Raw genomic sequence first — 22,204 nt, 5'->3', positions numbered from 1 at the left:
GAGACCCCTTCCCTTTACCCGGGAGTGAATAAGCTGACGCTGGGCAATCGTTGCGCCAGCAGCATCGCAAACGGTGTTCGGGGGGTCAAGCCGTGAAAAGTACCGTGGCCGTCGCAGGACTGTCTATACTTTCTAGCGACCTTCATGGACACAGGAGTAACTATCGATGAAAAACTGGCGCCGTACACTGGGCAATTCCGTTCTGGTCGTTGGGATGAGCGCGGTCTGCGTCCAGGCAATTTCCGAAACCGCCCCGAAAATGCGTATCGAGCATGACCTGCTCGGCGAGAAAGCGGTCCCGGCCTCGGCATACTATGGAGTACAAACCGCGCGTGCCCTCGAGAATTTCCAAATTTCTGGCCGCCAGATCAGTGACTACCCGGAACTCATTGCCGGTTTTGCCCACACCAAAATGGCCGCGGCAAAGGGCAATACCGACGTCGGAAAGATGGACAGGGAAGTACGCGACGCGATCATCAAGGCTGGCGAAGCCATTATAGCCGGCAACTACCATGACCAGTTCCCCATCGATCCCTACCAGGGCGGCGCAGGCACCTCGACCAACATGAACGTCAACGAGGTGATGGCGAATGTGGCACTAGAACTAACCGGCCATCAGTTAGGTGAATACGACATCATTGAGCCTCACGACCACCTCAATATGTCCCAGTCGACCAACGACTCGTATCCTACTGCCCTGAAAGTCGCCATCTTCCAGAACAATGACAAACTTGTCGCAGAGATCGAGAACCTTATCGAGGCCTTCAGAAACAAGGGCGATGAGTTCATCGACATTTTGAAGATGGGGCGCACCGAAATGCAGGATGCTGTTCCGATGACCCTGGGACAGGAATTCCACGCCTTTGCAGCAGCACTGGAAACCGAGATTTCCTTTTTACGCGATGCCGAGAAGCCCCTCTTCAGTATCAATATGGGCGCAACTGCGATTGGTTCAGGTCTCAACGCCCCCAAGGGCTATGCCGAGAAGACCACCCGACACCTGGCGAAACAGACCGGCAAGCCAATCACTCTCGCAGATGATCTTTTCGCCGCAACCTGGGACCAGCACGCTTTCGTTGCCGAGTCAGCCGCGTTGCGCAGCCTCGCAATCAAGCTGTCCAAGATCTCCAGCGACCTGATTCTCCTGTCGTCCGGCCCGCGGGCGGGCCTGGGTGAGATCAACCTGCCGCCCATGCAGCCCGGATCGTCTATTATGCCGGGCAAGGTCAATCCGGTGATCGCGGAACTGATGAATCTGGTGTCCTATCGGGTGATTGGTAATGATGTGTCAGTCAGCCTTGCCGCTCGCAACGGTCAATTACAACTCAACGCTTACGAGCCGCTGGAAGCCATTGCGATTCTCGATTCCCAGCGATTGCTGGGCAACGCCATGCAGACCCTGCGTGAACGCTGCGTCGATGGCATCACCGTTAACGAAAATACCCTGGAAGCGTATATCGAGCGCACCGTGGGTATCGTGACCGCTCTCAATCCCGTGATTGGCTATGAGCGCGCTACCGAGCTCGCGGCTGAGGCGTATCGCACCAACAAGGGTATTCTCGAGATCATCAGAGAACAGGATATTTTGACCGAGGAGCAGGTCAACGAAATACTCGACCCAGCAGCGCTTACCGGTTTGGACAAGAAGAAGTACCGCCGCTAGGACCAAAGAGGGCCGCCTCTAGAACTCAAAGGCCGGTTTCACGGAGATCGGCCTGAGTTCATGACCGTCGATTCGCTGCCATTCTACCCGCCGTCAACGATGCCCAAAGCCACTCGACCGGTCCTTTCTGGTAGAACTTCAGCCAGAGCGCACAGAACAACACCTGCAGCGTGTAGATCAGCAGCGCCAACAACCACAATTGGGCCAGGCCCATGCTGCCCCAATAGCCAAATCCGACGCCATAAAATAGCGTCATGCCAATCACCGTCTGTAGAAGATAACTGGTAAATGCCATCCGGCCGATCAGGGTGAAGGGGCTCAGCAGGCTTTCTCCGCGGGTACTGGCGTATATCATCGCCAGCATCGACATGTAGGCCATGGCCTGGCATATCTGCCCCAGGACCAGGACGCCTTTCAAGATCACGTCCTGCGAGGACACGGCCCACTGCGTGATATTCGTATCAGTAGACACCGCTGTCGCAGTTGCCAGTATTCCGATTGAAAGAAACACCGCCAGTCGACTTTTGCTGTATATACCTGAGGTGAAATAGCCCGATCTGGCCAGATAAAAACCAAGCAAGAACAACCCAAGCACCCGAGAAATACGACCATTAGGCAGAAAATCGTGCCAGCGCCAGTAAATGTTATGCAGGTTCATCCGCAGGACATCTGCCCAGCCACCAGTACCAAACGACGCCGTTAGTTCCAGTGGCGTTGCATCGGGGAAGGTCTTGAGAGCGACCTTCGCAACACCAGCGGGATGCTCATAGAACACCGAGGCAAGAACCTGCGGCAATAGAAAAAACAGCAGCAGTGCCACCGCTACGGGCAAGAGATGCTGTACGGCGATTTTCCTGAGCATCACTAAAACAAAAGCCAATAGAGCGTAAAGGCCAAGAATGTCACCCGACCAGCACAGCGTGTGCACGATACCGAAGATCAGCAACAAACCGGTCCGCTTGCGGTACTTGCTGATAAATGCAGGTCCTTTCTCCCGGTTTCTTTCGTACTGAATGCCGAATCCAGCACCAAATAATATTGAGAATATTGCGTAGAACTTTCCATCCACCAGAATTTCATGGAGCTGCAGGAACAGCGCGTCCAGATGGAAGTAAGGTAGCGTTGCCACAACGTCGAAGGGGATAAACTTGTATCCACTCCAACTCTGGATATTGGCGATGAGAATACCCAGCACGGCGAAACCACGAATGGCATCGATGACGTGTATACGGGAAGTGCTTGCTTTCAAACCGGGGTCAAATCTTCTGAGTCTTGAAGCGCGAGATACTAACACGCAATACTGGGCGCCGCCTGGCCGGCAGCCACTGGATGCAGAGACCTTTTTGGCTAGAAGAGGTATTCCAGCTTGGTCTTACGCAAAACATTGAAGACCTTGCGTTGATTGCGCACTGCGCCAGCCTTCAGTCCTTTGCCCTCCATCAACTGACGCCGCATATCAAGCCATTCGGGTGTACCCCAGTGGTAGGACTCGCTCTTCAACAGCTCAAAATCTTCAATAAGATCCTGCGCCAACTCCGGGCTTTCGAAGAAGAATCCCATCTCATTGTTAAAAAGGCGAGAGCGGTAATCGAAGTTCGCGGTGCCAATAAAACCGACCTCATCTCCCAGAAGATACTTCGAGTGCAGCTTGCCATAGTGTTTGTCACCACCGAAATAGGCATCGTCCAGACGGCCTGTCTCGTAGATTTTGAGCTGCGGGTGATTGACCAGGTTGGCCCAGGTTTCGCTTCCGACCAACTCGGCACTAAGCTCACTTCCCTCGGCGTGCGCCAGCCAACCCTCTTTATGATCATCATCCAGCAACATCCGCGGCGCCATATCCATATCGACGATGGCCTGTGCAGGGACATTATCCGAGGTTAACACTGAGTTGGTGATCATCTCGTAACTGCGGCTCGGGTCCTCCGCAAGCCACTCGAGAACCCGTTCCGCTTCATCCAGCAGTAGATTGCCCTCTTTATCGTAGTAGCGTGCTAGAAACAAATAGGGTGATACCACCCTGGACTCCGATCTATTGCGATTGTCTTCCCTGGAGTGCTCGAGCAAATACATGATGGAGTTCGGATTATTGGTAAGGTTCGCCACCGCCTCCGTCACCACCGTTTCGTTACTGAGATTTGCGAATTCATGGGCCAGCCGCACATCGGCCTCTCGCCATTCGGTCTCCAGGTAGTCAGGCATAGCTTCGAAGTGAGGTTTCAAACTCTCAAGCGACTTCAATTCGCTCAGTGAACGAGACAAGGCTTTACGCCTGTCCAGATATAAGTCGGTGCCGGTCAGAAATTGCTTTGAACGCAGGTACTTATTGTTTTTGTACAGAGAAAGCAATGTGAAATAGACTTCAGCGACTTCGCCTACCGTGCTCTCTTTTTCTACCCCCAACTCCGGTCTTAGAAGGATTTCAGCATCGTTGTAGGTATCCGGGTTCGGTGAGCCGTCTTCAAGGATGCCGAAGTAGGACAGAGAAACATTGCGGCCACCGGTAATCACGATGGCCCTCTCCGGCACAAAACCGTCGACCACCAGCAGTTTGTCGTGCGACCTCCGGTTGGCGGTAATCGGTGACTTGCTCAAGGCATTGAAGATGAAGATCTGTACTCGCGCCCGACGATTGGTGACCTCGCCCGTGGAATTCCGCACAAACCCCGCGCCTATCTGGCAGCTGTGCAGCGCGCGGAGCCAGGTCTTGTCGAGAGTAACAGAACCAATTGAATCGACCATTAAACGCAAATCGACGCCACGCTGCACAGCTTCACACATCGCGCCAAGCAGGGCTCTCCCCGCCAGATCATCCTGAAAAATGTAGTAGCTCGCGTCGATACTATGGCGGGCATTCTCCACCATATGTATTTTGACTGTAAGAGAGCGGATCGCCTCTACTTCGCTGCTTCCCAGCAATTTGGCACGGGCATTCTGGACCGGGATCTGCGCTTCTATTCCCAGCTCCAGGGAGTCTCTTCCCTCGAACTTGGGCGGCAAGCGAGTTCGTGCGTCGTACCACGCGTTAAGCTCTGGATCGTCGACTGCGTCCAGCGGCGGGCAATTTTCCAGGGCCTGCCGGTCAGCCGGACACTGGTTTGCGGGAATATCGGTTGTGGCGCAGGCGTGAAGGAATACGACCAGGAACAGCAGGCTAAACCTCATGACGTACTCCCCTCTATCATTGCTCTTTGCGCCAGCGAATTTGTGCCACCACCAGACGGTGATCCGATACAACTTCTTCCATCACCTGGTGGCTTTCGAACTCCAGTTCTTCAGACAGTAAAACCCAGTCGAGCCGCTTGGCCTTATAGGTTGGGTGCGCCTTGGATTCAGGCTCAAAAGCAATCAAACCCGCCTCCTCAACCAGATGGCGTACGATCGAGTCCTCACTGTGCCATTGTTCATTAAAGTCACCCATGACAATCATGGGCTCACTGGAACTCTTCGCGGCCTCGATGATAGCGCCCACTTGCCTCCTGCGAGCCGAACGGCGAGAGAAATCAAGATGCACCGACACCAGACGCACCGGTACCACCTCATCTCCCCGACGCCAGTTCAGTGTAGCGGCGACCAATCCCTTGGTAGTCGTCGGCGGTGTAGGTTCGAACGTTGTCACTACGGGATCAGTGAGTTGCAGACGAGACAGAATGGCGGTGCCAAAGCGGTACAGCCATGTCTGGGCGTGCAGGCCCAGCACCGCACAATCCTGCGGCGATTGCGTCATCAATCGCTCAGCGTGATCGAAATTCCCACTCCAGAGCGACTCCACATCGAGCTCTTGCAAAGCCACTACATCGACAGCCACATCGGCCAACATCATGGCTACACTATCGAGATTTCGCTCTATCTTGCGCCGACCAATCAGCAACTGGTTGAGTCCATCACCTCTTCCATGTGCGACATTCAGCGTGGCCAGGCGCAAGCTTTCTCCCTCATGCACAGCATCGGGAAAGGAGCCGTCTCGACAGCCATACTCGGCTGCCAGGGCACTGGTCGACAGCACAGCGGTCAGGAGAGCGAAAACCACGGTCTTTACGAAGCAGGTCATGGGAATTACGCGAGCGGCCGGCAGCGAGTTATAGTCATCAACTGCCGCCAGCCCCCTGGTCCAGGCGGATGTGCGCCGGCGGCTGCTCATGCTTGATCGCTCGCGCCTGGTCGCCTAACCATTCGAACCACTCACCCCAGGAAGGCTGTTGCTGTTCTTCTCGCAGGTCCTCCTGCCAACGGGCCAGCTTTCGACTCATCGTGGATACAATCCCTCCGGCAAGATCCAGCACCAGGCCCATCGGCGCAATCTTTTCGTGTACCAACAACCCCATGGTTTCGAAAGAAGTGCACACCGTGATAGCCGCCTGCTCATACTCAGGGCCACGAGCCCGAATTTCTGCAAGGCTGATCCCATCCGGCACGTTTTGCATCAGGCTGAGCGCCTGTGCAAGGTCGGGGCTATAAAAGGTTTGGGCCAAATTGATCGCCACGGCATTGCGTTGCTGAACCCTGAATTGACGTATTTGAAACAGTACGACAAGAAGCCCTGTAATGATGCTGCCGGCGCCGATAATTTCGGCCATGGCCGCCCAGGTGGACAAGGGAATATCTGTCATGTGATGCCACCAGAATCCAAGTTATTTCTTCAAAGTGTAGCAGTTGCCTGAATGTTAGCGGTGGGGCAATGAACGATGATCGTGGTCTGGCTGAATGATCTGTCACCCGATCAATAGGCATCCGCTACCATCTCGCACCACCCCCGGTATTCTTCCAAAGGCGGCATCGGCCCGATCCAGCCCTCATTGAACATTAAATCCCCCATCATGTAGGCCATCCAGCAGTGGAAGAATGTGGTGGGATGCACTAAATCCCAGAAGACAGCGCGCGATGCCTCGTCACAGACATTCGCAGTTGGCGAAAAAACGCCCATCGTCATTCCGGAGTAGCACTGATTCTGAATTGCCACCTCGCGGCCCTCAAATTCAACCTGCACCTTTCTGGATTCAAGATCAAACCCCAGGATGTCACCGCCGAATTCAGGATCGGTCACCTGGGCGAACGCCGCATCAGCGTCCATCACAATCACCTCCACGCCTGGCGAATCAGCCAGGAATCTGTCGACCATAGTCACCAGCTCCTGATTGTGCCGCCGCGTTAGCTCTGCAAGCCGCGTCGAGAAATCTATCAGCCTCGCCTCCTCACTCTCGTACTTGCGCGAAACCATGTAACTATCATTTTGGAGCACCATAGGCGTCAGGCCGAGGTTAGGGAGGTTAACAAGCATCATGCGCTTGAAGCCCAGCTCCCTTAACTGCGCCAGATTAAGCTCCAGGGCATCAGTCACTTTCGAGACAATACTCGCATAGCCATCTTCTGCGTACGGCTTGCTCAAGAGCAAGCTTATAGAACTGTCAAAAGCTTCTTTGGAGATATAGTCATTCGCCCCCGCCCACAAGATCGCCACAGATGCATCGGCACGAACAACCCCACTGTCGCCTACATCATTGGCGGTATACCCATCGATCTGATGGGTGATACTGCCGCTGACAAAAAACTGTCCGTTCGTATAGATCCGCTGGATCAGCTCCTCGCTATCCATGGGCTCGCGCTGGGTAGCCATCGCTCCGCCACGGGCATGGTTTTGCACCGCCAGCTGCGCTGATACTTCCAGATAATCGCTCCAGACCGGGCCGTTGGCGAATCGACCCACCCAGTAAGGCGGGCGCGGCACCATTTTCAATCTCCGCTTGAGACGTCCCGTATCGCTGAGACTGTCGCCGAAAATGACCAGCCGCGTAACATGATCGCGCTCTGACCACTCATCAAAAACCAGCGAAGTGTAGACACCCGAATCTTCGTGCGACGTTCTCACCAGACCTGGCCGATAAAGCCCTCCATTTCTTCGGTTCGAAAGAGTGTCGCGACACACCTTGCGAAGGTGCACATAGGGCTGGGTCTGATCCAGGCTCCAGTCGGGGTCATCGCTTAAAACCTCCTCGACCTGGAGAAATCCATCCTCCATTCGGCCGAGGACACTTATCTCATAGTCACCAGGCGTCCGCGCGACAATCCAACCCTTGGCTACTGCAGTTTCAGGATCATCCCCTGGCTTGACCCTGGGCTTTAGTGAAGATTCACACTGCACCTTCCAGACAAATGGCCTGTCATCTACCGGATCAGCTACCGTGACCACCCTGTTCCCAGAGCAGGAAACGGAAACCAAGGCAAAAACCAACCCTAGATGGTGGAATTTTGAGAACAATACCTGCGCTCCAGTTAAGGCCAATACCCAATCAAGAATGTATCATGTGCCAACCTCACACACTTCCTGAGTGTTGCGTAGACAGACTTTCGCTTCTTTTTCAGCCTTTTTCAATGGAAGACAGACGTATTTCATTTCAAGGAAGTGTTCTACAATCGCCCCGCACATACCTATTACCCGGTGTGCACTTCAGAGAGCAATCGAGATTCAAATGAAAACAGCAGTTATTGGTGCCGGCATTCAGGGCACGTCGATAGCCTTGGAGCTCGCTAGCCGGGGCATCGAAGTTGATCTCTTCGACCTGGAAGACCAGCCGCTCAATGGCAGCTCACGACACACCGAGGGGAAAATTCACCTCGGCTATGTTTATGCGAACGACCCCTGCATGGCAACAGCCGATTTAATGATATCTGGTGCCAAGGTATTTACACCGCTTCTCCGCCGCTGGGTCGGCCCAGACTTTGATCAGGTGCCAGTATCAGAGCATTTTGAATACGTCATTCACAAGGACAGCATTTTGAGTGCAGAAGCACTGAATGCAGCGTATCGCGAAATCGATCGACGTATTCAAGGCACTGACAACTGGAACTATCTGGGCCAGAGAACACTACAGCAGGCCGTAACTCTACCGGAACGGGAGTGGAAAAACAGATATGGCAGCACTGTAGCAGCAGTCTATCGTACCGACGAACGAGCGGTAGACCCCCATGCGCTGGCAGACCTTCTCGTCAAAGCAATTGCAAACGAACCGCGGATTCGATTTCTAGCCGGCGCCAAAGTCAACTCGATAGACAGAGATGAACGCTCATTGAGGACATTGGACCAACACGGGTCCAAACTGATATACGGTCCATACGACCATGTCGTTAACTGCGCATGGGCTGGTAGGCTAGCGATTGATTCAACGCTCGGCATCAAGCCAACCGAGCCATGGAACTTCCGCATGAAATATTTTCTCCGACTAGGCGCTAGTGCGCCGGTCGCTTTCCAGTCAGCCACAATCGTTCTGGGACCTTTTGGAGATGTAGTGCGATACGGCGAATCTACCTACCTCTCGTGGTACCCAGCAGGGCGCAGGGGATGGACATCCGACATTGAGCCTCCACAGTGGCCACAACCGCCATCTGAAGAAATTGCCTCGCAGATCCAGGAAGGAATAATTGCTGGCCTATCAACAGTAATCCTCGGTGCTAACAAGGTAAAACCCTCGAACTGCGAAGTGGCTGGCGGAGTAATCTATGCACTAGGCAGCACTGAAGTCGATGACCCTGAAAGCACATTACACAAGCGCTCCTCTACCGGACCTATAACAATGGACGGCTGGTATCATTCAGTCGACACGGGGAAGTACACCACTGCCCCTCTTTTTGCCTTGCAAACTGCAGACAGGATCTCTCCATTATGAGCGGGGTCTTCATTGCCATGCCGGTATTTCGTGGCGTCGATGTCATCGAAGAGACTGTCCGCTCGATTGTGGCGCAGACCCATAGAGATTTTCACCTCGTTATGAGCGTCGACGGCGCTGATGACCCAACACTTCCGGTCTGTAGGCGTCTCGCCGCCGATCCTCGCATTGACGTGGTTGTTCAAACTGATCGGCTTGGTTGGCCCGGGAACCTAAACTGGCTGATGCAGGCATGTGATCGGGAATTTTTCTGTTACTGGCAGCAAGATGATCTCGCTTCCACTGGCTATCTCGAAGCGCTACTGACAAGTTTGGCTGCAAGGCCTGACGCCGCCGTCGCATATACAGACGTTCAATGGTTTGGAGCAGAATTTCGACGCGACTCTACTCCGAGCATCCAAGGCGCGCCGTTGTCCAGGGTCATGCAGCATATAGAAGCAATTCGCTACGAACCATTAAGGGGTGTGATGCGAGCAATATGGCTCCCCGACATCCAGGATCCAATCCCCGTCACTCGCCACGAAAGCCACCAAGAGGAATTTGTTTTCCTCACACGAATGGCCCGTCAGGGCAGCTTCATACGCGTTGCGGATGCAATGTATTTCAAGCGACTTCACGATACGAACACATTTATGCGTTGGCAGAGACTTCCGGAGTGGAAGCGCCGACGTGGCTGGATGTCGATGGGCGCTGGTATGTGGCAAACTGCTTCGCAGCTGGCCGAAGAAAAGCTGCGACCGCATGTCCTTGCACAGCTAATCGACCGGCTAGCCGTAGCACGAGGCGAACGTGGGTTTTTTTACGACACCCCTCAGACAGACGTCAGCATTCGCAATTTCGCGCGCGAATTCCTGGCTGTGGCCTCAATCGATTCTACTGCTCTTGACTACGACCCTTCCGAGGCGACAGGTCTTGAGCGGCCTGTTCATCCCGCGGTGTTGGAGGGTATTGCCGACGCCAGGGAAGCCCTGAGAGCCATTGAAGATCTAGACCAGTTAATTACAAACCACGGCCAGAGCACGATCACTGGCGAGGCTATATCGGCGACAGGTCTTCTTGGCTATGGCTGGAGTCATCAGGAGGACTGGGGCGTCTGGACCAACGCAGATGAAGCAACAATGCATCTACCAAAGTCAGCTAGTCGGGTTGAAATTAAAGGATCTACTTTCCCCAAGGATCGGCCATCAAGGGTCGTGGTGAAAACTGGCGAAGGCCCAGCAATAACTATTGAAGTACGGGCGGGTGAGAACACCGAGTTTCTCGTTGACCTTGAGCCTGGGCACACTTCAAAAATTAGCTTCGGCCTGCCAGATGCGACGTCTCCTGCCGCGGAGGGGGTTTCCGATGACCAACGCCACCTTGGTCTTGGCATTGAGCAAGTCAAATTCTTCAGTGACTAAAGCAAATTCAAAGCTAAAAGTAGCAGTACACAACAGGTCGTGACGTCATACCTAGTTAGAGATACTTGCACAGATTACGGTCTGATGAATCTAACCGCGTTGGCGATATTTTTCCTTATTACGCCGCCCCATCTCGTAGAGCCGGGGTCGCATCTTGCGCCGCAAGCCTGCAAACAGATAGGACAGTGTCGTCAGCCTGCCACTCGAGGCAGGCAAGCAAATTTCCACCTGCTCCCCATTGGCTACGCTGAGCACGGCCTCGGCCACCTCCTCCGCTGTGCTCATAGGCTGGGAGAAAACGATATCTTCGACCAGATCTATCTCATCCATTATGAAACCGGTATCAATCGGGCCAGGTGACACAACGCCCACATGGATACCGCTCCCCCGCAATTCGTCGTGCACTCCATAGGTGAACGCACGTAGCCCCGCTTTCGTGGCCGAGTATGTCGCAGCGCCCTGCATAGGCGTCCGCCCTGCCAGCGAACCCACCATAACAATTGCGCCTCCACCGGCTTTTCTCATGTATGGCAGTGCCGCGTTGGTCAGAAACAAGGGTGCGCGCAAATTGACATCCACCATGCTCGCCATGTCTGAGCCGCTAACCTTCTCGACATCGCCTCGGGCGTGCATCCCAGCGTTATTAATCAGGACATCTACACTGCCAAAGTGATCTTGTGCGCGCTGTAATAGCTCGACACAGGCATTGTCGTCAGCCACATCCATCGCCACGGTCAGCACTTTGCAGCGCGAACTGAGCTCGGTTTCTATGTTCGCAAGCGCCTCCGGGCCTCTCGCAGCCAACACCAGATTGGCGCCAGCATCAGCAAAGGCTCGGGCACAATCTGCACCCACACCTGCGGACGCGCCAGTAATGATAATGGTCTTGTCTTTAAAATTTCGATCCACGTGGTTTGGCCTCCAAGATCAACAAGTTAGAGAGTATACGCCTTGAACAGGATTTTGGTGCGGTAGAGATTAACTCCGCTGCGAACCGGGTTGGCCAACACTAGCCCTGAGAATTTTCGATCTGACTGCGCGACAGGGCAAACGCATCGCGTCCTCCGGCTTTCACTGCATACAACTGCTCGTCAGCAGCGCGGAAGGCGCTCTCAAACTTGATGTTCTCATCGTCCACCAGCACTGCGCCAATACTAGTGGTGATCACAAGATCAGGGCTGATATCAGGGAAAGCCATGCTGCGTACTTCCTCCAGCAGGCGCTCGCAAATACGCGCCAAAATTTGTGGACTGGCATCACTCACCAATAACACAAACTCCTCGCCACCTACTCGCGCAGCGATATCTTCCTCACGCAATACCCGGTTCAGTCGCTGAGCAAAAGCTTTAAGAACTTTGTCACCGGCCTCATGAGTATATTTGTCATTGACCAATTTGAAGTGATCAATATCGCAGACCAACAGCGCAAAAGCATTTCCACTGCGACTCAATCGACTGATAAAGGACTGGTAGTCTTCCATTAACGCATGGCGGTTTCGAAGCCCTGTAAGTTGATCACGCAGCGCGAGCCGAATCAGGCTCTGTTGCGCGGTCAAGCCAACCGACGCCAGAATCAAAATCGTAACCGACAGCGACATCAGAGGCAGCAAGAAACTGAGGAAACTCTCGTTCCAGACCGCCACACCCGGATCAACGAAAAGGGCGAGAGAGCGGAGACAGAGCAGCGACGCGAACAACAAAACCAGATACCACAAAATACTCGCCGCAACGTTGTTGGTGACGCGCATATACGTGCCAATGGCCTTAATGTTGACCGCCATGATGGCGATAGTGGCGAGATTACCTATGTGCAGTTTATCTATGTAGCTTGGGACCGCGACAGTGACTGGAACTGCCAATATCAGGGTGCCTGCCATGATCCACCAGTTGTAGCTCGGAGTTGCCCGATTGGCGAAGGCGTGAAACATGGGCACGGTCAGCGTGTAGCTCAGAAAGCCCAGCCCATCTTGTAAGGTCGGGTAGAGCCGATTCTCCCCGCTGGTGGCGAGCGTGGCGTAAAACGCGAGATACCAGGCAGACTGAACTCCCAGAAAAATAGCCATGAACCGTCTGGCACGATGCTCATGGGGGGAGCCTGCAGGAAATCTGAGGCTGAGAAAACACAGAATCAGGAACAGCAAAGACAGGCCGAGATAAACTGTCAGCATTGACCCCTGTTGTTCAGGCACCGATTCCATCATCCCTGCTGACGCTCTATCCGATTAAAGTGAATGTCCCGAGGACCAATACATCTCGACCGACACCCATATTATAGTAGAGACTAGCCTCCGATGCTGCATCGGCAGCGAATCTGCGACGGGCGCAGAAGGGCTAGTCCGCTGGCCGGGCACTGTACCCCCTGATCAGCATAGTGCCGATCACACCAAAACCTATTTCCAACAAGAGATACACTACCAACATCGGGCTGGGCATCCCATCCAGTATCAGGCTAAGTGCCCTACCGGCGGCTAGCCCAAGCATAAAAACGACCACACTGTACAAAGCAGGGAGTGTAAACAAAGCGTTCCGGGCGCCCGCTAGCCAGAACAGCGCCATCATCAAATAGAGGCCCATCACCGCTCGGAGGATATGCGTCGTGCTCACATCATTGACCTCGACACCATACAGCATCGGCATGCTCACAGAGGGAGCGGCACCATACGCCAGTGCAATAGGCGTCAGCCCAATCCCAGCGACGATTAAAAACCAACTTTCTTTAGTCATAATTGCTTCCTCTTTCCCCTTCTTTTGCTTTATTCGCCTGCGAGCAATGCCTCCTCGAAGACCTTGTTCAGGCGGAAATTGATAACCCTGAGTGCTGGCGCAATTGAGACCTGCTGTCTACGAGCCAACGCAAGCAGATCGTTGAAAGACAGCCGCACGACGCCAGCCTGGTCTTGCCAGATCAGAAACTTCTGACAAAAAGCATCCAGGCCTAGCGTCGGAGACTTTGCCATTGCCTTTCCTCCCGGGCCGGGACCGCCGAACAAGATCATATGGGACGGCATCAAGTCGACGCCCACTGAAGCGGCATTGGCCTGGAAATCGACCTCGCCAAAATAGACTGTGTCATCCTGCGATTCTATCGCAGTCTTGACTCTGCTCAGAGTTTCGTTAAACCCGTACGGGCTCTCGATAGTGACAATTCCCTCGGCTTGCATGTTGTCATTCGCAAAGACCGCCAACGCATCCTGGGGCAATCCAACCACAGCTGCGCTCATCGCCTCTCCATAGCGCTCGGCCAGCTCGGGAATATTGTCGCCGGTGAGCCGATGTCTAGAGGCGACATAGTCGAAAGCGTTGTAGATGACATTGCTCTTCTGACTTGAAGACGATTCGAAAGCCAATACGCGGAGCGGCAAATCCAGCGCTACCAATGGATTATGCTGAATAAGTTCGCTCTCCAGGCGCGCGTCAGAAAATATCAACACCCGAGACGGTGGCATGGGTGATCCGGCACCATGTCCCAGACGGGAGTGATCGATATCGACAACGAGCTGAAGGTCGGGGTTGCTCTCAATATTGGCAATTGCCTTCGTAACAAATCCGTCGCTTTGCTGGTACCTCTCAGCAGGCACAGGCTCCCCGCCCGAACATCCCTGGAGAGCCCAGAGAAGAACAAAAACAACACTGGCACATCGCATCATATCGCTCCAAATATCATTTGCGCACTTAATGGTGAAACCCACCGGCTTCGGCTTGATTGAGCGGGGTGCTTACCGGATGCCCCTCGAAATGGGCGAGGCAGCGGCGCATATCCGCCAGCAGCAGTTCTGCCATATCCCGGCTGAAACCGTGCCGAACCAGAATACGCTGGATGACCAGATCCGTGCGATTGGCCGGCATAGAGTAGGCCGGCACTTGCCAGCCGCGCCCGCGCAGACGGTCAGCGAAGTCATAGAGCGAATAGCTCGCATCGTAGCCCGGCTTGAAGCGCCAACAGAGTGCAGGAATCCCGGCTTCCGAATCACCATCGTAAAGAAGATCGAAGGGGCCCATCGCAGCGATCTCATTGGCCAAATACTGGGCCGTTTGATAACAGGCCGTGTGGATCTTGCGATAGCCCTCGCGGCCGAGTCGAATCAGGTTGTAATACTGGGCGACTATCTGCCCCCCCGGCCGGGAGAAATTCAGGGCGAATGTCGGCATATTGCCGCCGAGATAGTTAACATCGAAGACCAGATCATCGGGGAGATCATCTGCCTCCCGCCAAAGCGCCCAGCCAACACCCAATGGTGCCAGCCCAAACTTGTGACCGGAAGCATTGATGGACTTCACTCTGGGGAGGCGGAAGTCCCACGCGATGTCAGGCGCGCAAAAAGGCGCCAGAAAACCACCACTGGCCGCATCTACATGGACAGGAATATCCAGGCCTGTCTCGGCCTCCAATTTGTCCAACATCTCGCACACCGCCTGCACGGGCTCATACTGGCAGGTGAAAGTAACACCCAGTGTGGGCACGACACCGATAGTGTTCTCATCACAGCGTTTGAGCACGTCTTCCGCGCTCATGATCAAGCGCTCACCTTCCAGGGGAATCTCCCTGAGCTCCACATCAAAATAGCGGGCAAACTTGTGCCAGCAGATCTGTACCGGACCACACACCATATTGGGCCGCTCCGCAGGAAGCCCTGCCGCTTCGCGTCTGGAACGCCACTTCCATTTCATGGCAAGCCCTCCCAGCATGGCCGCCTCGCTCGAGCCAGTGGTCGAACAGCCGATAGTGTTGAGAACGTCCGGAGCGCCCCACAAATCGGCCAGCATATGCACGCAACGCGCCTCTATTTCAGCCGTTTGCGGATATTCGTCCTTGTCGATCATGTTTTTGTCGGCGCATTCATCCATCAGCTGGTGCACCTCAGGCTCTAACCAGGTCTGACAGAACGTGGCGAGGTTCTGGCGCGAGTTGCCATCAAGAATCAGCTCGTCATGCACTAGCTGATAGGCATGGCGAGGGTCCTGCTCGCCTTCGGGTATCCGGTATTTAGGCACTGGCCCATTCAGGTCCGAAGAGGCGTAAATGTCATCATCCATCCTGCCCCGAATTCTGTCTTTGCTGTGCAGCGCCATCGAGAATTTCCCCTGGCTAAGTATCGAAGAGTGTTTTGTTACAGACTAGCGTAGTTGGCATATATTGAAAGTAGCCCAGTGGTGTCCTGCAGGTTGTTCGAGGTACCCTGTCCCTCAAGCTGAAACTAATTCGACGATAAGGCTCCTATGTTTCCACCCGATATACTTGATGCAGATTTCTTTTCGCGCAGCGATGTCAATAATGACTTCGGTAGTTTCTCGCATCACAGCTTTTTGCTGGAAGATCGCGAATGGCCATCGGTGGAGCACTACTATCAGGCGATGAAGTTTGGAGACAAAGACTACCAGGAGCAGATTAGACTTGCCGAGCATCCGAAGCGGGCACGAAAACTCGGGAGAACACGCTGGCGCAAACGCCGTGAGGACTGGAAAAAAATGAAGGTCACCTACATGACACGGGCCGTTTATACAAAGTGCCGCACCTATCCTGCGATCGGCCAGGCACTGATCGACACTGGCGATAAAACTCTCGTCGAGAACAGCAACTACGACTATTTTTGGGGTTGCGGCCGAGACCGACGCGGCGAAAACATGTACGGCAAGGTACTAATGAATGTGCGTGACAAACTGAGGGGAGAAGAACCCGCCACCGAATGAGCACATACAGCAAGTAGCTGCCCCATCCCTACCGGAAGTAAGTAAAGTCAACCTTCAACCGCCTCGCTACCACATGAGGTCGTCGGGAACCTCATAGTCCTTGTACCAATCTTTCTCTTCTTCTGTGAGTTCCGCTCCCGCTTCCTCTGTGCTAAAAATCACTCGGGCGGGGTCGCGCTCGGCGATCTTGTCCGCGACCGGGCGCGGAACGATCTCGTATTGATCGCCCTGCTTGGCAATGGCGAGTACGCCCGCGGTGAGCTGTTTCTGCTCCAGAGCGGCGACATAGATCTTCTTTACTTTGTTACCGTCAGTGAAGTTGTAGCCGATCTCGCCTCTTCCTTTTTCCAGCTTGCTGCTTTCTATCAGCTGCTTGATCTGGGCATTGATCGCTTTGCGCCGGGCTTTATCGTTGAGCACCTGATTTAGCTCGCGATCGCGTTGTGCTTTATCTTCTATGGCCTGGCGGGCAGCCTGCTTGTTCTCATCAACGACTTCGATGCCGCTACTTTTCGCGACTTTGGCTTGCTTGCGCTTGTCCTTGGCCATCTGCTTGGCTTTTTTGGCGTCGGTTAGCCCGGCCTTGAGCAACTGATCCTGAAGTGAGCCTGCCATGAAGTTTTCCTCGTAAAAGCGCAGCGTATATTTTTACCCGAGACGTTTTAGCAATCAATCCAACGGCAGTATTTTCAAGTTGCGAAATGAAACCGGGTCACTGTGATCCTGCAGGCCGATGTGGCCTTCCCTGCCCTCCCCGAAGCCCTCGAAGTCGCTGAAGAGCCCCATCACGCCGCCACCGAATTTACTCGCGTCCAGCAGTGTCTCCCAGGCGCTGTCGCCCAGGGTGATATTCACCGTCTTCACCTCGTTTTGCCAGACCTCGAGAAAGCCATCCACAAACTTGATACGGACTTGATTCCACTGCCCGGCGGGCCTGTGGGAGGAAGGATGTGAGGGCACCATATCGTAGAGTGAACCGGACCGATGAGAATCGATCATTCTGTCCAGGTGGCGCTCGTTGTCGAGTATCTGAATCTCGGGCGCTCGCGAGTAAATTTTGTCGCCGGCTTCGTCGACGAGAATGAATATGCCGCTGTTACCGCCCTCAGATATGTTCCACTCCAATCGCAGGTCAAAATTGCGATAGGACTTGCGCGTCATAATATCGCCGCCACCCTTGCCGCTCAGCTTCATGGTGCCGTCGACCACAACCCACTTTTCATTCAGGTCTTTCTGTTTGAAATTGCGCCAATGGCTGAGGTCGCTGCCGTTGAAAAGTAGTTCCCAGCCCTGGGCCTGCTCTTCTGCAGATAGTTGATTTTCATTTGCGTGTGCCTGAAAAGTCCCGGCGACCAGTACGCTGAATATTGAGGCAAGCAGAATATGGAAAGAATTGTTCACGATTTTATACCTTTTAAAGGTGCGCAAGCTTGTAAGCGCGGGACAAAATTCACTACAACATTCTCTAGACCGTACACCCTGCGCTGGTCGAGTGAATCATGCCGAATCTCACATTCAATCAGCATAATGTCATTCAGATCGTCCATCAAAATGGTTGTGGACCAATCGGACAGGTCTACCGATGAAAATGCCTGACCATTAATGGTCACGTCAGAGCATCGCTTCTGCTCTTTACCATAACGCCCGCTGAAATGGAGTTCTACCGCGCGATAGTGAGTTCTATTTCTGACTTTGCCCACCCTGAAACATACGCTGGATTCAAGGCCGTGATTCCAAACTCCCCACGGGTGACTCCGCCCCCAACCGGACCCCAGGATTCGCAACAATTTTTTCTTTGACAGCGATCGCTCTCCTCCTATTGCTGGAATGGCATAGATCTCTAGTGCAGCAGCAAGAAGTTGTGGGTGCAAACTTGATGGGGCTGTCGTTTCGTCGCGCCAGCAAGCGGTACTCCCAGTAATGGGGGCGAGGCCATATTCGAGTTCGAGCGCTCGATTCCCCGCCTGGTAGTGCTGTCGTACTTTCTCTACCTCGGCCTCACTGAGGAAATACTTGTTTAGTGTAAAGTTTCTTTGCGCCAATAAAAACGCTTCCACTAAATTGCTCCAATCGCCAGAATCAACCTCAAAGCTTTCGGCCAACATACTAAGCGCAGATCCGGACTCAACAGTTAGGCTATCATTAAGATCGCGCGGCGGTATCTGCAAGCCGGCAAAAGCTTCAAAACCGATAACCCTGAAAAAATCGTATAAAACATCTCGCTTTGGAAAAGAGTCGCGATCGTAGCGTGAAATTAGCGCTCGATTTCCTGAGAATTTCTCCCACCTGGCTACGATTTTGGAAAAATCCCTCGTCGGGGACAATCGAGGGGAGAATTCAATGGTGGAAGGGTTCCCTTTTAGCTTCTGTAGCATCCCACTCTGGATTAGCTCGGCTTGATCTCTAACGTAAAACAGAACCCGAATATCGAAGGTTTTGAGCGCACCTAACTTGCTAAGTATTTCCTCGCTATCCAGCCGAAACAGGCTTTCCGAAGAAAGGATTGCCCACGAATATCTGCCGCAAGATGCCAGGTTCTCCAGTTCATCGATCAGCTTCGCAAAGTCATCTTCAGCGCCGTCTATGAAGTATCCTGCGTGGTTTTCACCATAACCTTTCAGAGGAAGGGGATAATAAAAGCCATTCTGGGCGAATAATTCGCGATTTCGCATAAGACACGCCTGAATGGCGGTGGATCCACATTTACCCGAACCTATATGGAGAAGAATCTTCATGTCTTATCAGCTTAAACTCTGGGTTTCTTGGCATCTGCTCGCAACCGTGCAGTGTTGCGAACGCCGATATCCCATGAATAGGGAATCTCGTCGCTGTCGAATGGAAGTCGATAGTGATCTGGATCATGGTATTGGTAGGCAATGGTTGGGAAATTGAGCATCAGGACATCACCCGCTCCCAGGTTCTGCACGCCATGCCAGACACCTGTCGGAATCACCAAAAACGTAGGCCGAGTATCGCCTACATGGAACTCATTCACCGTACCAAAGGTTGGGCTATCTTCTCTGCCGTCGTACATGACTACTTTCATGTGACCTTGATTAACGAATAGTCGATCTATCTGTTTTGCGTGACAACTCCAAGCGCCGATAGCGCCCGGAAAAAGTCGAGACTGGTAGCAGTGCCCCACTGGCAAGCCGGTGGGGTCCCACTCCGGGCGATACATTTCGGTAATGACGCCGTGATCGCGTGGCACATGGAGTACTTCCTTGCAGTGAACCCCGGTTATATCCTGGCGCTCTACCTGCCAATCCTGGGTAATGACGGCTCCATCCTTAACAGCATTTTCATTAATCATAGTCCATCCTCATCTGGCGAATTTATCTGGTAACGAGACAAGAGATCGGCGAAATCCGCGATTTCCGGAAACTTCCGCCCCCCGATACTGAGCACTGCGATAGCATCATGGTCTGCACCAAGTTCGATCTGCGCCTTGGCGAGACGCAAAAAATCGTCATAGTCCGTATTGGGCAATTCGGTTGCTCTTTCGAAGATCGACAGTGCCTGCTGGTGCCGCCCGTGTGTGAATAAAACTTCACCATAAAACGAATAGACATGACGCACTGCCGGAAACAAGCACAGCGCCTGGTCAAGCAGTGCCAGGGCCCTGCTTACCCTTCCCTGCGTCAGGTAAATGTCAGCCAGACTCTTGAAATGACGCCACTCTCGTTGATTGCATTCGATTATCTCTTCCAACAATTCAGCTGCTTTAGCCAATGCACCAGCCTCGCTGCAGACATCTACGAGTTCGAGTATCTGCTCCTCTCGCCGTGAGTGACGCTGATGAAAGGCCAGGACCTGCTGCCCTAACCAACTAGCGAAGGAGCTCTCTCGAGAGCGGCCAAACCAAGCACAAAGCTCGTCGACACGTCTTTCTACCGACCAATCGCGCCTCGGCGGAGCATCAAAATGTAGACCGGTGACTCTAGACACCGTTCGGAACTTCACATCCGGCTGAGCCAACCACTGGCGCCACATATGGACATCGCAGGGTGTTCCCAGTGGACGGGGTCGCCAGCCGTATGGCAGCTCATGATAGCTCGCCAATTTGTGCCCAGCAAAACTGAGCCCATGAAGAGTGTAGTTTTTCGCTTGAATGCGCTTGCGCCAGCTTACCTGAGCGTAGTCTCCGCTAAGGGCGTAAATTTCCCCTTCGGGCGACACACCGGTATGGATCGTATGAACAAAGTCGCTATCGGCGAGCCCCTCAGCCATGACATCGAGGTGTTCGGGCAACCACAAATCGTCATCGGAGAGATAACACACATATTCTCCCTTGGCTTCGGCCAGCGCATGATGACGGTAGATCTCTCCCTGTGCAGGATCCTTTGGATTAGCAAAGTAACGAATCCTTGCATCGCGGCACATCAGGCGATTCACTATTTCGGTGGTCCTTTGAGGCGCACCATCACCAACGACAAAGAGCTCAAAGTCTTGATTACGCTGGTCCAATACGGAGCGAATAGCCCACTCAATCGTGTCCTGATGATCGAAAGTTGGAATCAGGATAGTGAATTGGGGCACCAGACAAACTCGATACTGCAAAAATGACGTTCAGATCATATCGCAATCTATAGCGCGGAGGGTACACTCGATAACACATCATCAGGAGAGGCCATCAATGTCGTACAGAATCCCCCGCGTAGCTGCCCTGCTCGCCTGCCTGATGACGACAAACGTGCACGCAGACTATTTCTCACCCCGCGGCCCTGAGCTAGAAACCAATGCCGTGGTGTATGTCTATCGCCCGGCAGCGAGCAACCCTGGCAAGAAACCGCTGCGCACCAAATACCCAGAGATAATGGTGGATGGCGAGGGTTCTGGTTTCTTGAAATACAATCGGCACTTCCGCTTGGAATTACCAGCGGGCAAACACGAATTCGTGGCCACCGGGCTTACCGAAAGCGCCAATTGGAAGCAGACTGACCGCAAGTACATCCTGAACATGAAGGCTGGTCAAACCTACTACCTGAGACTGCGAGTCGAGTACGATACCGACAAGATGAGTATCGGTACTTTCCGAGGGCAGTATCTCATCTTCCTGCATGCGATGGATCCCGAAGAGGCCATATACCAGATCAGGGAGACCAGGGACGACCTCGAGAGCTGACTACTGGGGCGCCTTGACTCCCACACGCACTTCAACCCGACGGTTCTGGGCGCGGCCCTCGGCGGTCCCGTTATCGCCAATAGGCGAGCTCTCTCCCATACCGCTCACGTCAATAATACTGCTATCTATACCGCGCTCGTTCACCAGGAAATCGCGCATGGCTGATGCTCGGCGCTCGGACAGCTGCTGGTTATAATCTTCAGCGCCGACGCTGTCGGTGTGCCCGATAATGTCGATATCCACAACCTCTGCGCCCTTGGCCTCGATCTTGTCGCCCAGTTGCTGCAGCGCCGCCAGACCTTCCTGTTTGATCACGGCACTGTCGAACCCAAACAGGGCATTGGCGGAGAGGGTGAGGCTTTCATAAACAGGAGCAGCCACTACAGCCGTTTCCGCAGGGAACAACTGAGGATCACACTCCCTGGTAGCAGTTTCTTCCGTCCAGGCTGGCGTGCGAATACAGCGGCCCTCACGGTCCTTAACCCTGACCACGGTATCGCCGCCGTTCGTCACATAAGGCTGTGAATCATAACTATTGCTTGAGCCGGCACACCCCAGCACAACGCTGGTCGCCAGTAGTAAGGTTGCGGTCTTGAGCGGATGTGTTGTCATTTATAATGCTCCTGTAGCTGAATTCACGGATTCAGTGGCAAATATCCAGAGCACTA

The 22,204-nt window shown here is 53.7% G+C and carries 21 protein-coding genes; 5 read left to right on the top strand and 16 right to left on the bottom strand.

Annotated elements, in window-relative coordinates:
* Positions 1-166 precede the first annotated feature (166 nt).
* Positions 167-1,663 carry an aspartate ammonia-lyase gene (locus tag EY643_RS01060; protein ID WP_240732788.1) on the top strand — a complete coding sequence of 499 codons (1,497 nt, stop codon included), beginning with the start codon at positions 167-169 and terminating at the stop codon, positions 1,661-1,663.
* 58 nt (positions 1,664-1,721) lie between these two features.
* On the opposite strand, the gene EY643_RS01055 is transcribed toward EY643_RS01060, so the two are convergent.
* The 5 genes from EY643_RS01055 to EY643_RS01035 form a co-directional block, all read right to left on the bottom strand.
* A complete protein-coding gene (locus EY643_RS01055) occupies positions 1,722-2,912 on the bottom strand; it encodes a DUF418 domain-containing protein (RefSeq protein ID WP_152660460.1) in 1,191 nt (396 codons plus the stop codon).
* 98 nt (positions 2,913-3,010) lie between these two features.
* Positions 3,011-4,828 (bottom strand): phospholipase D-like domain-containing protein, encoded by a 1,818-nt coding sequence (locus EY643_RS01050; protein ID WP_152660459.1) that lies wholly within the window; start codon positions 4,826-4,828, stop codon positions 3,011-3,013.
* 16 nt (positions 4,829-4,844) lie between these two features.
* Positions 4,845-5,804: an endonuclease/exonuclease/phosphatase family protein gene (locus EY643_RS01045; RefSeq protein ID WP_152660458.1), complete on the bottom strand. Its 960-nt coding sequence runs from the start codon at positions 5,802-5,804 to the stop codon at positions 4,845-4,847.
* Entirely contained in the window at positions 5,752-6,273 is a 522-nt protein-coding gene (locus EY643_RS01040) for a DUF4760 domain-containing protein (RefSeq protein WP_152660457.1), read from the bottom strand. The genes EY643_RS01045 and EY643_RS01040 overlap by 53 nt, the downstream gene beginning before the upstream one ends.
* A gap of 110 nt (positions 6,274-6,383) precedes the next feature.
* Positions 6,384-7,850, bottom strand: coding sequence for an SGNH/GDSL hydrolase family protein (locus tag EY643_RS01035; protein ID WP_152660456.1), 1,467 nt, complete (start codon positions 7,848-7,850; stop codon positions 6,384-6,386).
* Positions 7,851-8,130: 280 nt separating this feature from the next.
* Between EY643_RS01035 and EY643_RS01030 the strand changes: the two genes are divergently transcribed.
* Both EY643_RS01030 and EY643_RS01025 read left to right on the top strand, forming a co-directional pair.
* Positions 8,131-9,324: an FAD-dependent oxidoreductase gene (locus EY643_RS01030; protein ID WP_152660455.1), complete on the top strand. Its 1,194-nt coding sequence runs from the start codon at positions 8,131-8,133 to the stop codon at positions 9,322-9,324.
* Entirely contained in the window at positions 9,321-10,724 is a 1,404-nt protein-coding gene (locus EY643_RS01025; protein WP_152660454.1) for a glycosyltransferase family 2 protein, read from the top strand. The genes EY643_RS01030 and EY643_RS01025 overlap by 4 nt, the downstream gene beginning before the upstream one ends.
* A 90-nt stretch (positions 10,725-10,814) precedes the next feature.
* On the opposite strand, the gene EY643_RS01020 is transcribed toward EY643_RS01025, so the two are convergent.
* The 5 genes from EY643_RS01020 to gad form a co-directional block, all read right to left on the bottom strand.
* Positions 10,815-11,633 carry an SDR family NAD(P)-dependent oxidoreductase gene (locus EY643_RS01020; protein WP_152660453.1) on the bottom strand — a complete coding sequence of 273 codons (819 nt, stop codon included), beginning with the start codon at positions 11,631-11,633 and terminating at the stop codon, positions 10,815-10,817.
* A 100-nt stretch (positions 11,634-11,733) separates the two neighbouring features.
* Positions 11,734-12,891, bottom strand: coding sequence for a GGDEF domain-containing protein (locus EY643_RS01015; protein ID WP_170287221.1), 1,158 nt, complete (start codon positions 12,889-12,891; stop codon positions 11,734-11,736).
* Between the two features lie 163 nt (positions 12,892-13,054).
* Positions 13,055-13,447: a DUF4345 domain-containing protein gene (locus tag EY643_RS01010; RefSeq protein ID WP_152660451.1), complete on the bottom strand. Its 393-nt coding sequence runs from the start codon at positions 13,445-13,447 to the stop codon at positions 13,055-13,057.
* A gap of 29 nt (positions 13,448-13,476) precedes the next feature.
* The gene (locus EY643_RS01005; RefSeq protein WP_170287220.1) at positions 13,477-14,301 is read right to left on the bottom strand and encodes a DUF302 domain-containing protein; all 825 of its coding nucleotides are present in this window, start codon (positions 14,299-14,301) and stop codon (positions 13,477-13,479) included.
* A 94-nt stretch (positions 14,302-14,395) separates the two neighbouring features.
* The gene (gene gad / locus EY643_RS01000; RefSeq protein WP_152660449.1) at positions 14,396-15,793 is read right to left on the bottom strand and encodes a glutamate decarboxylase; all 1,398 of its coding nucleotides are present in this window, start codon (positions 15,791-15,793) and stop codon (positions 14,396-14,398) included.
* A 147-nt stretch (positions 15,794-15,940) separates the two neighbouring features.
* Here gad and EY643_RS00995 point away from each other — a divergent pair, with 147 nt between their 5' ends.
* Positions 15,941-16,411: an NADAR family protein gene (locus tag EY643_RS00995; protein WP_152660448.1), complete on the top strand. Its 471-nt coding sequence runs from the start codon at positions 15,941-15,943 to the stop codon at positions 16,409-16,411.
* Between the two features lie 66 nt (positions 16,412-16,477).
* Here EY643_RS00995 and EY643_RS00990 read toward each other — a convergent pair whose 3' ends face one another.
* The 5 genes from EY643_RS00990 to EY643_RS00970 are packed head-to-tail and all read right to left on the bottom strand — an operon-like array spanning position 16,478 to position 20,950.
* Complete coding sequence (locus EY643_RS00990) at positions 16,478-17,026, bottom strand: DUF2058 domain-containing protein (RefSeq protein WP_152660447.1); 549 nt, start codon at positions 17,024-17,026, stop codon at positions 16,478-16,480.
* A 54-nt stretch (positions 17,027-17,080) separates the two neighbouring features.
* Positions 17,081-17,812 (bottom strand): 3-keto-disaccharide hydrolase, encoded by a 732-nt coding sequence (locus EY643_RS00985; RefSeq protein ID WP_240732787.1) that lies wholly within the window; start codon positions 17,810-17,812, stop codon positions 17,081-17,083.
* A complete protein-coding gene (locus EY643_RS00980; RefSeq protein ID WP_170287219.1) occupies positions 17,809-19,146 on the bottom strand; it encodes a hypothetical protein in 1,338 nt (445 codons plus the stop codon). Before EY643_RS00980 ends, EY643_RS00985 begins: the two co-directional genes overlap by 4 nt.
* A gap of 11 nt (positions 19,147-19,157) precedes the next feature.
* Positions 19,158-19,724, bottom strand: a complete 567-nt coding sequence (locus tag EY643_RS00975; protein ID WP_152660445.1) for a cupin domain-containing protein — start codon at positions 19,722-19,724, stop codon at positions 19,158-19,160.
* A complete protein-coding gene (locus tag EY643_RS00970) occupies positions 19,721-20,950 on the bottom strand; it encodes a glycosyltransferase (protein ID WP_170287218.1) in 1,230 nt (409 codons plus the stop codon). The genes EY643_RS00975 and EY643_RS00970 overlap by 4 nt, the downstream gene beginning before the upstream one ends.
* Positions 20,951-21,047: 97 nt before the next feature.
* Between EY643_RS00970 and EY643_RS00965 the strand changes: the two genes are divergently transcribed.
* Positions 21,048-21,536: a DUF2846 domain-containing protein gene (locus EY643_RS00965; protein ID WP_152660443.1), complete on the top strand. Its 489-nt coding sequence runs from the start codon at positions 21,048-21,050 to the stop codon at positions 21,534-21,536.
* Here the strand turns inward: EY643_RS00965 and EY643_RS00960 are convergent, their stop codons facing one another.
* Positions 21,537-22,148, bottom strand: a complete 612-nt coding sequence (locus EY643_RS00960; RefSeq protein WP_152660442.1) for an OmpA family protein — start codon at positions 22,146-22,148, stop codon at positions 21,537-21,539.
* Positions 22,149-22,204: the final 56 nt, after the last annotated feature.

This window comes from Halioglobus maricola, from assembly GCF_009388985.1.
Taxonomy (GTDB): domain Bacteria; phylum Pseudomonadota; class Gammaproteobacteria; order Pseudomonadales; family Halieaceae; genus Halioglobus; species Halioglobus maricola.
Note: the sequence above shows the minus strand (reverse complement) of the source record. Positions and strands in the feature narration are given on the sequence as shown.